The 14,590-nt window shown below is 54.8% G+C and carries 12 protein-coding genes and 1 pseudogene; 1 reads left to right on the top strand and 12 read right to left on the bottom strand.

Annotated elements, in window-relative coordinates; translation table 11 throughout:
* Nucleotides 1-17: 17 nt before the first annotated feature.
* From carA to SK53_RS23950, 8 genes and pseudogenes are all read right to left on the bottom strand, one after another.
* Nucleotides 18-1,166 (bottom strand): glutamine-hydrolyzing carbamoyl-phosphate synthase small subunit, encoded by a 1,149-nt coding sequence (gene carA, locus SK53_RS16155; protein WP_023324136.1) that lies wholly within the window; start codon nucleotides 1,164-1,166, stop codon nucleotides 18-20.
* Between the two features lie 454 nt (nucleotides 1,167-1,620).
* Nucleotides 1,621-2,442 (bottom strand): 4-hydroxy-tetrahydrodipicolinate reductase, encoded by an 822-nt coding sequence (gene dapB, locus SK53_RS16150; protein ID WP_032661540.1) that lies wholly within the window; start codon nucleotides 2,440-2,442, stop codon nucleotides 1,621-1,623.
* A 205-nt stretch (nucleotides 2,443-2,647) separates the two neighbouring features.
* Complete coding sequence (gene ispH, locus SK53_RS16145) at nucleotides 2,648-3,598, bottom strand: 4-hydroxy-3-methylbut-2-enyl diphosphate reductase (protein ID WP_048209782.1); 951 nt, start codon at nucleotides 3,596-3,598, stop codon at nucleotides 2,648-2,650.
* A 1-nt stretch (nucleotide 3,599) separates the two neighbouring features.
* Entirely contained in the window at nucleotides 3,600-4,049 is a 450-nt protein-coding gene (fkpB, locus tag SK53_RS16140; protein ID WP_003856450.1) for an FKBP-type peptidyl-prolyl cis-trans isomerase, read from the bottom strand.
* 116 nt (nucleotides 4,050-4,165) lie between these two features.
* Nucleotides 4,166-4,666 carry a signal peptidase II gene (gene lspA, locus SK53_RS16135; protein WP_003856452.1) on the bottom strand — a complete coding sequence of 167 codons (501 nt, stop codon included), beginning with the start codon at nucleotides 4,664-4,666 and terminating at the stop codon, nucleotides 4,166-4,168.
* Nucleotides 4,666-7,482 carry an isoleucine--tRNA ligase gene (gene ileS / locus SK53_RS16130; protein WP_039268722.1) on the bottom strand — a complete coding sequence of 939 codons (2,817 nt, stop codon included), beginning with the start codon at nucleotides 7,480-7,482 and terminating at the stop codon, nucleotides 4,666-4,668. Before ileS ends, lspA begins: the two co-directional genes overlap by 1 nt.
* A 45-nt stretch (nucleotides 7,483-7,527) precedes the next feature.
* Nucleotides 7,528-8,454 (bottom strand): bifunctional riboflavin kinase/FAD synthetase, encoded by a 927-nt coding sequence (gene ribF / locus SK53_RS16125; RefSeq protein WP_003856456.1) that lies wholly within the window; start codon nucleotides 8,452-8,454, stop codon nucleotides 7,528-7,530.
* Nucleotides 8,455-8,461: 7 nt separating this feature from the next.
* A pseudogene (locus SK53_RS23950) lies at nucleotides 8,462-8,667 on the bottom strand (DUF2575 domain-containing protein); the annotation flags it as partial.
* A gap of 115 nt (nucleotides 8,668-8,782) precedes the next feature.
* Between SK53_RS23950 and rpsT the strand changes: the two are divergent.
* Nucleotides 8,783-9,046, top strand: a complete 264-nt coding sequence (rpsT, locus tag SK53_RS16120; RefSeq protein ID WP_003856458.1) for a 30S ribosomal protein S20 — start codon at nucleotides 8,783-8,785, stop codon at nucleotides 9,044-9,046.
* Between the two features lie 58 nt (nucleotides 9,047-9,104).
* Here rpsT and nhaR read toward each other — a convergent pair whose 3' ends face one another.
* The 4 genes from nhaR to dnaK form a co-directional block, all read right to left on the bottom strand.
* Nucleotides 9,105-10,004 carry a transcriptional activator NhaR gene (gene nhaR / locus SK53_RS16115; RefSeq protein ID WP_003856462.1) on the bottom strand — a complete coding sequence of 300 codons (900 nt, stop codon included), beginning with the start codon at nucleotides 10,002-10,004 and terminating at the stop codon, nucleotides 9,105-9,107.
* Nucleotides 10,005-10,062: 58 nt separating this feature from the next.
* Complete coding sequence (gene nhaA, locus SK53_RS16110) at nucleotides 10,063-11,238, bottom strand: Na+/H+ antiporter NhaA (protein WP_022650383.1); 1,176 nt, start codon at nucleotides 11,236-11,238, stop codon at nucleotides 10,063-10,065.
* 173 nt (nucleotides 11,239-11,411) lie between these two features.
* The gene (gene dnaJ / locus SK53_RS16105; RefSeq protein ID WP_008502040.1) at nucleotides 11,412-12,557 is read right to left on the bottom strand and encodes a molecular chaperone DnaJ; all 1,146 of its coding nucleotides are present in this window, start codon (nucleotides 12,555-12,557) and stop codon (nucleotides 11,412-11,414) included.
* Between the two features lie 87 nt (nucleotides 12,558-12,644).
* Entirely contained in the window at nucleotides 12,645-14,558 is a 1,914-nt protein-coding gene (gene dnaK / locus SK53_RS16100) for a molecular chaperone DnaK (protein WP_003856470.1), read from the bottom strand.
* Between the last annotated feature and the right edge of the window lie 32 nt (nucleotides 14,559-14,590).

Raw genomic sequence — 14,590 nt, 5'->3', positions numbered from 1 at the left:
GTCTTCTCAGCTCCTGATTATTTAGCGGTCTTACGGTATTGCTCGATAAGTTCGATGAAGTGATCGAACAGCGGCGCGGCGTCGTGCGGGCCCGGGCTCGCTTCCGGGTGGCCCTGGAAGCTGAACGCTGGCTTATCGGTACGATGGATACCCTGCAAGGTACCATCGAACAGCGACTTATGGGTCACGCGCAGGTTAGCCGGCATCGTCGCTTCATCGACGGCGAAGCCGTGGTTTTGTGCGGTGATCATCACCGTGTTGTTATCGATATCTTTCACCGGGTGGTTACCACCGTGGTGGCCGAACTTCATCTTGACGGTGTTCGCACCGCTCGCCAGCGCCAGCAGCTGATGGCCGAGGCAGATGCCGAATACCGGGATATCGGTTTCCAGGAAGGACTTGATGGCAGCGATGGCATAATCGCACGGCGCCGGGTCGCCAGGGCCGTTAGAGAGGAAGATGCCGTCCGGGTTCATCTTCAGAACATCTTCCGCAGACGTTTGTGCCGGGACGACCGTCAGGCGGCAGCCACGGTCAACCAGCATACGCAGGATGTTGCGCTTGGCGCCAAAATCGTAGGCCACCACGTGGAACGGCAGCTCGCTTTCCGGTTTCGCTTCCGGCAGGTCGCCTTCCAGCGTCCAGCTACCCTGCGTCCAGCTGTAGGCTTCCGCCGTGGTCACTTCTTTCGCCAGGTCCATACCGTTCAGACCCGGGAAGGCTTTCGCTTTTTCCAGCGCCAGCGTCGCATCGAGGTTATCCCCTGCGATGATACAACCGTTTTGTGCGCCCTTCTCGCGCAGCAGACGCGTCAGCTTACGGGTATCGATATCGGCAATCGCCACAATGTTATGGCGCTTCAGGTAAGAAGAGAGGTCTTCGGTGTTGCGGAAGTTGCTGGCAATCAGCGGCAGGTCGCGAATGACCAGGCCTTGCGCATGTACCTGAGAGGATTCTTCGTCAGCCGCATTGGTGCCGACATTGCCGATATGAGGATAAGTAAGAGTAACGATTTGGCGAGAATAGGAAGGATCAGTGAGGATTTCTTGATAACCGGTCATTGAAGTATTGAAAACGACTTCCCCAACCGCCGAACCCGTTGCCCCTATGGCCCGACCGATAAACTGGGTTCCGTCTTCCAGAACCAATAGCGCTGACTTAATCAAAACACCCTCCAGAGAATATTCACTCACTTTATTTGCATATTAATTCATAACCATATCATGGATCAATGCAAATGTGTTGCCAGCGGATTTTTGGCAAACGGCGGCATTCTGGGGATTTGCCATGTAAAAGTCAACTTAAAACGGGAGTTTTGTTTATTCTTTTGCAAGCCTGGCATCTGGAATGGGATTTAATGGGCAAAAAGATCAGGTAAATCATCCCGGAAAACGCTTGCGCGGCAGGTTTGTTAGAATTTTAGGGAGGCGGGTGACAAAAAGTGGACCAGATGGTCAAAATTTACATATATTTCACAGAAAAATGGCACATCAATAAGCTTTATACCGCCTAAGCATTATTTTTTATCTAAAACGGATAAAATAAGAGGGCAATAAATTATTGCCCCATGCAATCAAGTAATTACGACTGCAATAACCACATCACGATGGGTAATATCGCTTACAAATTATTGAGATCAAGCACATCTCGCATATCAAAAATACCCTTTTCCTTCGCGTTAAGCCACAAAGCGGCGCGAACTGCACCATTCGCAAACGTCATGCGGCTTGACGCTTTGTGGGTAATCTCAACACGTTCGCCAATATCGGCGAACATCGCCGTATGTTCACCGACGATATCGCCTGCACGAACGGTTGCGAAACCAATTGTCCCGGGCACGCGTTCGCCGGTATGTCCTTCACGGGTATAGACCGCGCACTCTTTTAAATCCCTATCAAGTGCATGAGCAATCGCTTCGCCCATCGCCAGCGCCGTGCCTGATGGAGCATCAACTTTATAGCGGTGGTGTGCTTCAACAATCTCAATGTCGGTATAATTGCCCATCACCTTCGCTGCCTTTTCCAGCAGTTTCAGCATGACGTTAACGCCGACGCTAAAGTTCGCAGCGAAGACAATCGCAATGTCGGTGGCTGCGTCCTGAATGGCCTGTTTACCGGCATCATCGAAACCAGTGGTACCAATCACCATCCCTTTACCGTGCTGACGGCAAAACGCCAGATGAGCCAGCGTGCCTTCCGGACGGGTAAAGTCGATGAACACATCAAAGTCTTCTTTCACTGCCTCAAGGCTGCTCTGTACGGTTACGCCTGTCTTGCCCGCGCCCGCCAGTTCGCCTGCATCGGCTCCCAGCAGGGATGAACCCTCACGCTCCAGCGCCGCGCCGAGTGCCACGCCATCCATCTGTAGTGCCGCCTGAATCAGCTGGCGACCCATACGTCCACCCGCGCCCGCAATAGCAACGCGGATCTGTGCATCATGCATAGTTATTCTCTTACGTTAAAATGATGTAAACCGTTTTCAGATTAACCAGCCTTGGCAAAGCCTGCCAACTGAAAACACCGATAATTAGAATTTAACGTGAAACCGACTTAAATATCAGTAAAAGACATGATTTTGTCGTCACGATAAAGTTTGGGGCAAAAAAAAAGCCAGCACAGGAGGTGCTGGCCTTTCATCAGATAAAGAACTATTCCACTTCTCGCGCGTCAATACGCAACTCTTTCGGCACTTCAAAGACAATGTTCTCTTCGCGGCCTTCCAGCGGCACCGCTTCGCCACCGCCCAGCTCTTGCAAGCGGGCAATGACGTTCTGCACCAGAATATCCGGCGCTGAAGCGCCTGCGGTAACACCGACGCAGACCGCGTTTTTCACCCACGCTTCCTGAATGTCCGTTGCGTCGTCGATTAAAAACGCCGCTTTCCCCATACGCTGCGCCAGTTCGGCCAGACGGTTAGAGTTAGAGGAGTTTTTCGAGCCGACCACCAGCACCACGTCCGCCTGTTCAGCCAGCGCGCGCACGGCTTCCTGACGGTTGGTGGTTGCGTAGCAGATATCATCTTTGCGCGGCCCGACGATTTTCGGGAAGCGCTGGCGCAGGGCGTCAATCACGTCTGAGGTGTCGTCCACGGAAAGCGTCGTCTGGGTCATAAACGACAGTCGGGCTTCGTTTTTCACATTCAGCGTAAAGACGTCTTCCGGTGACTCAACCAGATACATGCCCCCTTCCGGGTTGCTGTACTGGCCCATGGTGCCTTCCACTTCCGGGTGACCGGCGTGACCAATCAGAATTGACTCTTCACCGCGACGGCTGGCGCGCGCCACTTCCATATGCACCTTAGTCACTAACGGACAGGTGGCATCGAAAACGGTCAGGTCACGGCTTTTCGCTTCGTTACGCACCGCCTGCGACACCCCGTGGGCCGAGAAGATCAGGATCGCGCCGTCCGGCACTTCGCTAATCTGCTCAATGAAGATAGCGCCGCGCTCGCGCAGGCTGTCCACCACGTAGCGGTTGTGCACCACTTCGTGACGCACGTAAATCGGCGCGCCGTAAATCTCCAGCGCGTTTTCAACAATGCTGATAGCGCGGTCTACACCGGCGCAAAAACCGCGCGGGTTAGCCAACAGGATCTGCATTTCAGGCCTCCAGTGCCGGATCGATCTCCAGCACTTCTACATCAAAATGGACAGTGCGCCCGGCAAGCGGATGGTTGAAGTCAACGGTAATCGAGTCGCCGTTGATTTCGCGGATCACGCCAGGCATTTCGCTGCCGTCCATAGCGGTAAAGAGCATAATTGCCCCGATCTCCGGTTCACCCGCGTCCATAAACTCACGACGGGAGAAGTACTGGATCAGATCCGGGCTTGGCACGCCAAACGCGGCATCCGGCTCCAGCGAAAAGGCTTTTTTCTCACCCTCTTTCAGACCGAGAAGCTGCTGCTCAAGACCTTCAGACAGGGAGGTATCGCCAAGACGAAACAGGGCTGGTTTGCCGTTGTTGCGGGTGGATTCGGCCGTAGAGCCGTCATCCAGCTTCAGCGTAAAGTGAACGAGAACCGCGCTGTTGCTCTGTACGGATTTAGACATGCAAATTGCTCGCTTGTTTTGGGTCACCTGTTGCCCGGTGGCGCTACGCTTACCGGGCCTACGGGGGCCACAAATTCTGTAGGCCGGGATCGCTACGCGTCACCCGGCTGGTTTTGTTACGCCTGCTCTTTCGCAGCCGGTTTAGGCAAGAAGCCTTCCAGCACGATTAACGCCGCACCAACGCATATTGCGCTATCGGCGAGGTTAAAGGTCGCGAAGTGCCAGTCGCCGACGTAGAAGTCGATCATATCGACCACAAAGCCGTGCCACAGGCGGTCAAACAGGTTACCCAGCGCGCCGCCAATGATCAGCGCGTAGGCGATGTTATTCAGCTTTTGCGTGGCCTTCGAGCGGTACATCAGCACCGCCAGCACGACGCAGATACCGATAGCGATACCCGCGAAGAACCAGCGCTGCCAGCCACCGCTGTCGGCAAGGAAACTAAACGCCGCACCGTAGTTGCGGGCGTAGTGCAGGTTAAGCGACGGGAACAGCGGGACCGTATCCCCCAGAGCGAAATTCTGGAGGATCAGGAACTTGCTGCCCAAATCAATAATCAGCACCACTACCACCAGCCACAGCCAGCGCAGTCCTGTTGAACAGAGAGTTTTACTCATCAGGCAAACTTACGTTTTTCGCCGTCACCGGCGACGTTGCTTACACAGCGTCCGCAGATGTCTGCGTGTTCCGCCACCTGACCGACATCGGTAGTGTAATGCCAGCAACGCGGGCATTTCTCACCGTCGGCTTTGCTCAGTGCGACCTTCAGTCCTTTGAGCAGTTCGCTCTGCTGAGCATCAGCAGACGCCTCGGCATAATCCGCAACTTTCGCACCGGAGGTCAACAGGACAAATCGTAATTCATCGCCCAGCGCGGTCAGCTTCGCGGCCAGCTCAGGCTCTGCGTACAGGGTCACCGTCGCTTCCAGAGAGCCACCGACTTTCTTGTCAGCGCGCGCCTGCTCGATAACCTTGTTCACTTCGCCACGCACTTTCAGCAGCTCGTCCCAATAGGCATCGTTCATCGCTTCGGTGCTGGAGAGATCGAACAGACCTTCATACCACTCGCCGGTGAAGACATACTTCTCACGGTCGCCCGGCAGGTAACCCCAGATTTCATCCGCGGTGAAGGACATGATCGGCGCCATCCAGCGCACCAGCGCTTCTGCGATGTGGTACAGCGCAGACTGACAGCTGCGGCGCGCCACGCTGTCCGCTTTCGCGGTGTACTGACGGTCTTTAATGATGTCGAGGTAGAACGAGCCCATCTCGATGGAGCAGAAGCGCATCAGGCGCTGCACCACTTCGTGGAAATCGTAAGACTCATACGCTTTCAGGATATCTTCCTGCGCCGCTTTCGCGCAGCCTACCGCCCAGCGATCGAGCACGACCATCTCTTCCGGCTTCACCATATCTTTTACCGGATCGAACCCGTTCAGGTTCGCCAGCAGGAAGCGCGCGGTGTTACGGATACGACGATAGCTGTCGGCAGCACGCTTCAGGATCTCGTCAGACACCGCCATTTCGCCGGTGTAGTCGGTAGAGGCTACCCACAGACGCAGGATGTCCGCGCCCAGCTTGTTCATTACGTCCTGCGGCGAAACGGTGTTACCGATGGACTTGGACATCTTACGGCCCTGACCATCCACGGTGAAGCCGTGAGTCAGTACCTGACGGTAAGGTGCTTTGCCCTTCATGGCGGTGGAGATCATCAGGGATGACATGAACCAGCCGCGGTGTTGGTCGGAGCCTTCGAGATACATGTCGGCAGCGTGACCGGCGAACTCAGGGCGCACGTCAACCACAGAGGCATGGGTTGAACCGGAGTCGAACCACACGTCCAGGGTATCCGGCACTTTCTCGTAGTTGTCCGCGTCCGCGCCCAGGATGTCGCGGGCGTCGAGATCCCACCACGCCTGAATGCCGTCAACTTCAACGCGTTTCGCCACTTCTTCCATCAGTTCCAGGGTGTTCGGATGCAGTTCCTGCGTCTCTTTGTGCACGAACAGCGACATCGGCACGCCCCAGGTGCGCTGACGGGAGATACACCAGTCAGGACGGTTAGCCACCATGGATTCGATACGCGCCTGGCCCCAGTCCGGGATCCACTGCACGCCTTTGATCTCTTTCAGAGACTGCTCGCGCAGGCCCTTCTGATCCATGCTGACGAACCACTGCGGGGTCGCACGGAAGATGATTGGCGTCTTGTGACGCCAGCAGCACGGATAGCTGTGCTGCATTTTTTCAACGTGCAGCAGCGCGCCGCTGGTGCGCAGCATGTCGACAATAATGTCGTTCGCTTTGAAGACGTTGATGCCGTCCAGCGCCGGGTAGGTGCCAGGCAGGTAGGAGCCGTCCGGCCCAACCGGGTTGGCGATTTCCAGACCGTACTTCAGGCTGATGTTGTAGTCGTCAGGGCCGTGGCCACCGGCGGTATGTACCGCACCGGTACCCGCGTCCAGCGTTACGTGGTCGCCCAGAATCGCCGGAACGTCGAAGTCCAGGAATGGGTGTTTGAAGCGCATCAGTTCCAGCGCGTCGCCTTTTACGGTGCCCAGCACGGTGTAATCGGTGATGTTCGCGCGTTTCAGTACGCTTTCGACCAGGTCTTTCGCCAGGATAACCGCACGGCCATCAATCTGCACCAGCGCATACTCAAACTCGCCAGAGAGGGAGATCGCGCGGTTAGCAGGCAGCGTCCACGGGGTAGTTGTCCAGATAACCAGCGAGACTGGACCGCTTACCCCAGGCAGACCAAATTTAGCTTTGATCGCATCCTGATCGACCGCTTCGAACGCCACGTCGATAGAAGGCGAGGTTTTGTCGTAATACTCTACTTCCGCTTCTGCCAGCGCAGAACGGCAGTCCACGCACCAGTGCACCGGCTTCGCGCCTTTGTGCAGGTGACCGTTACCGATGATTTTACCCAGCGCACGGATGATGTTGGCTTCGGTTTTGAAATCCATGGTCAGGTACGGATGCGACCAGTCGCCCAGTACGCCCAGACGGATAAAGTCAGCGCGCTGACCGTCAACCTGGGTGGCTGCGTATTCGCGGCACTTCGCGCGGAATTCTGCGGCGGTGAACTTCTCACCCGGCTTTCCGTACTCTTGCTCCACTTTCAGCTCGATTGGCAGACCATGGCAGTCCCAGCCCGGAACGTAAGGCGAGTCATATCCCGCAAGTCCTTTGGACTTCACGATAATGTCTTTCAGAATCTTGTTTACAGAGTGACCAATATGAATGCTGCCATTCGCATATGGAGGGCCATCATGCAGAATGAAGGTTTTTTTGCCTTTTTTGGCTGCACGAATGATGCCGTACAGGTCATCATCGGTCCAACGCGCCAGCATTCCCGGTTCACGCTTGGCGAGATCGCCGCGCATCGGGAACCCTGTTTCCGGCAAATTCAGGGTTGATTTATAGTCACTCATCAGATTCTCGGTTCCGTATTTATCACGTAGGCAGTTAAGCCGGTTCTAAAGCCCAAAAAACTCGCGGGCCGTTAATTCATCTCGCGCGATTTGCGCCTTAAGTTCATCCAGCGAAGCGAATCGCTGTTCATTGCGTATTTTTTTACGCAGTATCACATCTATATGGCGACCATACAGGTCCATTACAACGTCCAGCAGGTGTACTTCTAACTGTTGACGCACACCGGCAACCGTTGGACGTGTGCCAATGTTGGCGACGCCGTAGAAAGGCTTCTCGCCCAGTCCTGCCACTTCCACCGCATAGACCCCTTTAACCGGGGAGACCTGACGACGCAGCGGTATATTCGCCGTCGGGAAACCTATCGTGCGGCCCAGCGCATCGCCATGGACCACGCGACCTGAAATCGTGAACGGGTGACCCAGCAGCGTTTCTGCCGTGTCCAGTTCATCGTTCGCCAGCGCCTGACGTACCGCCGTGCTGCTGACGCGCACGCCGCCCTCGCAGAAGGTCATTGTACTGGTGACGTCAAACCCGTACTCCAGGCCAGCCTTCTGTAATAACAAGAAATCGCCCTGACGACCAGCGCCAAAGCGGAAATCATCGCCCACGGCGAGAAACTGCACGCCAAGCTGCCTGACCAACAGGTCGCTGACAAAATTTTGTGCGGTCAGCGCGGCAAAACGACGGTCGAACCGTACACACAGGACGTAGTCCACCCCTGACTCCGCCAGGTAGCGTAACTTCTCACGCAGACGCGTCAGCCGCGCGGGGGATTTCTCGCCTGCAAACAGCTCCAGCGGCTGAGGCTCGAAAATCATCACCACGACGGGCAGGCCTCGCGCCTCGCCTTCTTTACGCAATCCCTGCAACAGCGCCTGATGCCCACGATGCACGCCGTCGAAATTACCAATGGTCAGCACGCACCCGTGCGGGGCTTGACTGAGATTATGTATGCCGCGTATCAGCTTCATGACTGGCTCAAAACAGTGAAAATCGCCAAAGTATACCTTGTACAGCGGTTAAGGTTAACCGGCGATTGTTCACGCTAAACAGAAAGCCGTATGATTTCATCACGCTGACCTTTCACAGCAAAAAAATCTGCCCGCCAACTGCGATTTTTACGCCGAAAAGCTGTATTCACGAACGACAAGCTGGTAGAATCCTGCGCCATCACTACGTAACGTAGCGTCGCCATATTAACGGCGCTTATTTGCACAAATCCATTGACAAAAGAAGGTATAGAGGGCATATTCCTCGGCCTTTGAATTGTCCACATAGATCATATTTGGGAGTTGGACCTTGGCTAATATCAAATCAGCTAAGAAACGTGCCGTTCAGTCTGAAAAGGCTCGTAAGCACAATGCAAGCCGTCGCTCTATGATGCGTACTTTCATCAAGAAAGTATACGCAGCAATCGAAGCTGGCGACAAAGCTGCAGCGCAGAACGCATTTAACGAAATGCAACCAATCGTGGATCGTCAGGCTGCTAAAGGTCTGATCCACAAAAACAAAGCAGCGCGTCATAAAGCAAACCTGACCGCGCAGATCAACAAACTGGCTTAATCGCCACTTGTTGTTGCTTGTTTGAAAGAACCCGCTTAACGCGGGTTTTTTTATGCCTTCAGATTGCCGGCGGCGTAAACAGCGCCGAGTAGTCCCGGTTGCAGATTCGCTGCACCGCCGGATGCTGAATCATCCTTTCGGCGAATATGGCGTGATACTCTTCCATCACGTTATCCACCCTGCCAATCTCGGTAATCTTGTCGTCTGAATAGAGATCGTGCGCATACAGCGTCGGGGCAACGAAGATAGCGTTGTGCGCCTCGCCAAAGGCTTTCATCAGCGCCGCATCGTCGAACTCACCGAGAATTTCTACGTTTAGCCCCTGCGAGTTAAACCAGTTCAGCAGCTTACGTCCGAGCATGGACCGCCTCCCCGGAACCAGCAAGCGGCGCTCTTCCAGGCAAGCCGGAAACGGTTTTTCCGGCGGTGGATTGATGCACCAGAAACTGACACCGCATTCGCCAATTTTCACCGAGAACAAGCCTTCCTGCTGCGTGGAATCGATAGGACAATCCGAAATAATCATATCCAGCTTATGCTGGCTCAGCTGTTCCAGCAGCATCTCGTGAGTGGACTCAAAGCAGCGTAAATGTATCTGTTCATCTTCCACCACCGCCGCATCCAGCACACCGCTTACCAGCCGTTTGGACAACGCATCCGCCACGCCCACGTCAAAGAGCAGGTTCGACTCTTTGCGATAGTTAACGATATCCAGCATCTCCTGGCTCAGGGTGAACATCTTGTCCGCATAGCGGAATACCAGTTCACCCAGCTCGCTCGGCTCAATGCCACGCCCTTTCCGCTTAAAAAGCTTTCCCTGCAAGCGCTCTTCCAGGGCTTTGATTTGCCCGGTGATAGTCTGTGGCGTCAGGTAGAGCGCCTCTGCGGCACCCACGACCGAGCCCTGCTTGTAGACATGCCAGAAGTAATAGAGATGGTTATAGTTCAAATGAGACATCACGTTTTCACTCCCTGATAGTTTATCGGGAGAAGGCTTCCCTTCTCCCGGTTTCCTGTTATGCCTGGACAGCCTGTCCGGACAACTTCACCTTCAACAAGGTGTAACCCATAACCGCGGCCAGGAACGACCCGATAAGAATGCCGAGTTTCGCCCAGACGATAAGCTCAGGCGCGCTTGCGCCAAACGCCAGCGTCGAGATAAAGATCGACATGGTGAATCCAATACCGCACAGCACGCCAACGGCCATAATCTGGCTAAAGGTGGTTCCGTTTGGCAATGACGCCAGCTTCAGCTTCAGCGCCAGCCAGCAGAACAGGCTGATGCCCAGCGGCTTACCAATAAACAGACCGGCGATGATACCCAGCGGCAGCACAGAGGTGAGTCCGTCCAGGGTAACCCCGGCCAGGGAAACACCCGCGTTGGCAAACGCAAACAGCGGCAGGATCATAAAACCCACCCACGGATGAAGCACATGCTCCAGCTGTCTGGCAGGCGATTTGCCGTCCTGTTCCTTCAGCGGAATAAAGAAGCCAACGATGACGCCCGCCAGCGTGGCATGCACGCCAGACTTCAGCACCGCCGTCCACAGCACCATCCCCACCAGAATATAAATCCCCGTGCGTCGAACGTTGAAGACGTTCAGCAACGCCAGCACCGCAATAGCCACGGCCGCCACGCTCAGCGACAGAACGGACAGATCGCTGGTGTAGAACAGCGCGATAATCACAATAGCGCCAAGATCATCGATAATCGCCAGCGCCATCAGGAAAATTTTCAGTGCTACCGGGACGCGGCTACCGAGCAAGGCTAAGACCCCGAGCGCAAACGCGATATCCGTTGCGGCCGGGATCGCCCAGCCGTCACGAGCAACCGGATCCTGCCACGCAAATGCGAGAAAGAGCAACGCCGGAACGATCATCCCGCCAATCGCCGCGATCACCGGAAACGCCGCACGCTGACGGCTGGCAAGCGAACCGCTCACCAGCTCACGTTTAACCTCCAGGCCCACCAGCAGGAAGAACACCGCCATCAGCGCATCATTGATCCACAGCAGCATGTTCTTGTTAATTTCCAGCGCCCCGACCTTCAGCTCGACGGGCGTTTCCAGAAATGCGTGATAGAGATCGCGTGTCATGCCCATATTGGCGAGCAGCATGGCAGCCGCAGCAGCAATAATCAGGATGACGCCGCCGGATGCCTCACTGCTAAAGAAACGGTGTAGTAATTTCACGTTTAAACTCTCTTTTACAACAATACCTCGGTAAAACCATAATATCAGCGCAAACAGATCGGTAAAAACAGATTAATATTGGTTATAGATTCAGTTTAACCGAGGTATAACGCTATAAAGCAAAAAGCCCGGAATCGCTTCCGGGCTTTAAATGATAGTAACCAGCTGGCGGGTTAGCGGGTTAAATCGTCGAAGAATTTTTTGACGCCATCGAAGAAGCTTTTGGAGCGCGGGCTGTTTTTCTCACCTGTCGGGCCACCAAAGCTTTCCTGAAGCTCTTTCAGCAGCTGTTTCTGCTTATCGTTCAGGCCGACCGGCGTTTCCACGACCACGCGGCATAACAGGTCACCCTGCGCGCCACCGCGAACGGATTTAACGCCTTTGCCGCGCATGCGGAACAGTTTCCCGGTCTGGGTTTCGCCAGGGATTTTCAGGTTAACGCGACCGTCCAGCGTCGGCACTTCGATTTCGCCGCCCAGCGCCGCCATCGCAAAGTTGATCGGCACTTCACAGTACAGGTTGTTACCTTCACGCTCGAAGATGGCGTGCTGCTTCACCTGAACCTGAACGTACAGATCGCCTGCCGGTGCGCCGTGCTCGCCGGCTTCACCCTCACCTGCCAGACGGATGCGGTCGCCCGTATCGACGCCTGCCGGGATCTTAACGGACAGCGTTTTGGTTTTCTCCACGCGACCGTGACCATGACATTTGGTGCACGGATCTTTAATCAGCGTACCGCGACCATGACAGTGCGGACAGGCCTGCTGCACCGCGAAGAAGCCCTGGCGCATCTGCACCTGACCGGAACCGTGACAGGTTGGGCAGGTCTGTGGCTGAGTCCCCGCTTTCGCACCGCTGCCGTGGCAAACGTCACACTCTTCCAGCGTCGGAATACGGATCTCTTTGGTGACGCCGCGAACCGCTTCTTCCAGCGTCAGGTCCATGTTGTAGCGCAGGTCTGCGCCGCGCGCCGCGCGCTGACGGCCACGCCCGCCACCGAAGATATCGCCAAATACATCACCAAAGATATCGCTGAAATCAGCGCCGCCGCCGAAGCCGCCGCCACCAAATCCACCGCCGCCCATGCCGCCCTGTTCAAAGGCCGCGTGACCATATTGATCATAGGCCGCACGTTTTTGTGCATCGGTCAGGACTTCGTAGGCTTCTTTAATCTCTTTAAATTTGGCTTCAGCCTCTTTGTCACCCTGATTACGGTCAGGGTGGAATTTCATGGCCAGGCGCTTATACGCCTTTTTGATTTCACGCTCTTCCGCAGTTTTCGGAACGCCTAAAATCTCGTAATAGTCTTGCTTTGCCATTGGTTTTTTTAAGCCCCTTAACATGCGAGCACGGGCGTGGAGAATTCTCCTACGCCCGTGCCGATTACTTACCCTGCATCAGGGCGATTATTTTTTGTCTTTCACTTCTTCGAACTCAGCGTCGACAACATCGTCGTCTTTCGCGTTGTTCGCCGAAGCATCAGCGCCCGCCTGCTGCTGTGCGTGCTGCTGCTGAGCGATTTCCATCAGCTTCTGAGAAACCTGTGCCAGCTCCTGCATCTTCGCTTCGATGTCCGCTTTGTCTTCGCCTTTCAGAGACGTTTCCAGCGCGCTCAGTGCAGTTTCGATTGCAGTTTTGTCTTCCGCTGGCAGTTTATCGCCCGCTTCTTCAACCTGCTTACGGGTGCTGTGCAGCAGATGGTCACCCTGGTTACGGGTCTGAACCAGCTCTTCAAACTTACGGTCGGATTCCGCGTTAGCTTCGGCATCACGAACCATTTTTTCGATTTCCGCTTCGTTCAGGCCAGAAGATGCCTTGATGGTAATCTTCTGCTCTTTACCGCTGTTTTTGTCTTTCGCAGACACGTGCAGGATACCGTCAGCATCGATGTCGAAGGTGACTTCGATCTGTGGCATGCCGCGTGGTGCCGGGTTAATACCGTCCAGGTTGAACTGACCCAGAGATTTGTTATCCGCCGCGCGCTTACGCTCACCCTGAATCACATGGATGGTTACCGCAGACTGGTTGTCTTCAGCGGTAGAGAACACCTGGCTGTGTTTCGTCGGGATAGTGGTGTTTTTGTTGATGAGCGGAGTCATCACGCCACCCATGGTTTCGATACCCAGAGACAGCGGGGTAACGTCCAGCAGCAGTACGTCTTTCACTTCACCGGTCAGTACACCACCCTGAACCGCAGCACCGATAGCAACCGCTTCGTCCGGGTTCACGTCTTTACGTGGCTCTTTACCAAAGAATTCAGCCACTTTCTTCTGAACCATTGGCATACGAGTCTGACCACCTACCAGGATAACGTCCTGAATGTCAGACACGGACAGGCCAGCGTCCTGCAATGCAACTTTCAGTGGCTCGATAGAACGGTTCACCAGGTCTTCTACCAGGCTTTCCAGTTTCGCACGGGTCACTTTGATGTTCATGTGTTTTGGACCGGTCGCGTCTGCAGTGATGTACGGCAGGTTCACGTCGGTCTGCTGAGCGGAAGACAGCTCGATCTTCGCTTTCTCAGCGGCTTCTTTCAGGCGCTGCATAGCCAGCGGGTCGTTACGCAGGTCAATGCCCTGATCTTTCTTGAACTCGTCAACGAGGTAGTTGATCAGACGGGTATCGAAGTCTTCACCACCCAGGTGGGTATCACCGTTGGTTGCCAGAACTTCGAAGGTTTTTTCGCCGTCAACATCGTCGATTTCGATAATAGAAATATCGAAGGTACCACCACCCAGGTCGTAAACCGCGATAGTACGGTTGCCAACTTCTTTATCCAGACCGTAAGCCAGTGCTGCTGCGGTTGGTTCGTTGATGATACGTTTTACTTCCAGGCCTGCGATACGGCCAGCATCTTTGGTTGCCTGACGCTGAGCATCGTTGAAGTAAGCAGGTACGGTGATAACAGCTTCAGTTACCGGTTCACCCAGGTAATCTTCCGCAGTTTTCTTCATTTTCTTCAGCACTTCAGCAGAGATCTGCGGAGGTGCAGTTTTGGTGCCTTTCACATCAAGCCATGCATCGCCGTTATCGGCTGCGATGATTTTGTAAGGCATGATGGAAACGTCACGCTGAACTTCTTCGTCCTGGAAGCGGCGGCCAATCAGGCGTTTGATCGCAAACAGGGTGTTTTGCGGGTTTGTCACTGCCTGACGTTTAGCCGGCTGACCAACCAGAGTTTCACCATCCTGGGTATAAGCAATGATAGAAGGCGTGGTGCGATCGCCCTCGGCGTTCTCCAGCACACGTGCAGTAGTGCCATCCATAATCGCTACACAAGAGTTGGTAGTACCCAGGTCGATACCAATAATTTTACCCATCTAAACGTCTCCACTAAAAATTCAGTCAACAT

The sequence above is a fragment of the Enterobacter sp. MGH119 genome, from assembly GCF_001037675.1.
In the GTDB taxonomy this organism is placed as follows: domain Bacteria; phylum Pseudomonadota; class Gammaproteobacteria; order Enterobacterales; family Enterobacteriaceae; genus Enterobacter; species Enterobacter hormaechei_C.
This window is presented reverse-complemented; position numbering and strand designations above follow the sequence as displayed.

Excerpts from the sequence above, each read along its gene's own strand:
- dapB (WP_032661540.1), bottom strand. The coding sequence starts at position 2,442 with ATGCATGATGCACAGATCCGCGTTGCTATTGCGGGCGCGGGTGGACGT.
- ispH (WP_048209782.1), bottom strand. The coding sequence starts at position 3,598 with ATGCAGATCCTGTTGGCTAACCCGCGCGGTTTTTGCGCCGGTGTAGAC.
- fkpB (WP_003856450.1), bottom strand. The coding sequence starts at position 4,049 with ATGTCTAAATCCGTACAGAGCAACAGCGCGGTTCTCGTTCACTTTACG.
- lspA (WP_003856452.1), bottom strand. The coding sequence starts at position 4,666 with ATGAGTAAAACTCTCTGTTCAACAGGACTGCGCTGGCTGTGGCTGGTG.
- ileS (WP_039268722.1), bottom strand. The coding sequence starts at position 7,482 with ATGAGTGACTATAAATCAACCCTGAATTTGCCGGAAACAGGGTTCCCG.
- ribF (WP_003856456.1), bottom strand. The coding sequence starts at position 8,454 with ATGAAGCTGATACGCGGCATACATAATCTCAGTCAAGCCCCGCACGGG.
- nhaR (WP_003856462.1), bottom strand. The coding sequence starts at position 10,004 with ATGTCTCATTTGAACTATAACCATCTCTATTACTTCTGGCATGTCTAC.
- dnaJ (WP_008502040.1), bottom strand. The coding sequence starts at position 12,557 with ATGGCAAAGCAAGACTATTACGAGATTTTAGGCGTTCCGAAAACTGCG.
- dnaK (WP_003856470.1), bottom strand. The coding sequence starts at position 14,558 with ATGGGTAAAATTATTGGTATCGACCTGGGTACTACCAACTCTTGTGTA.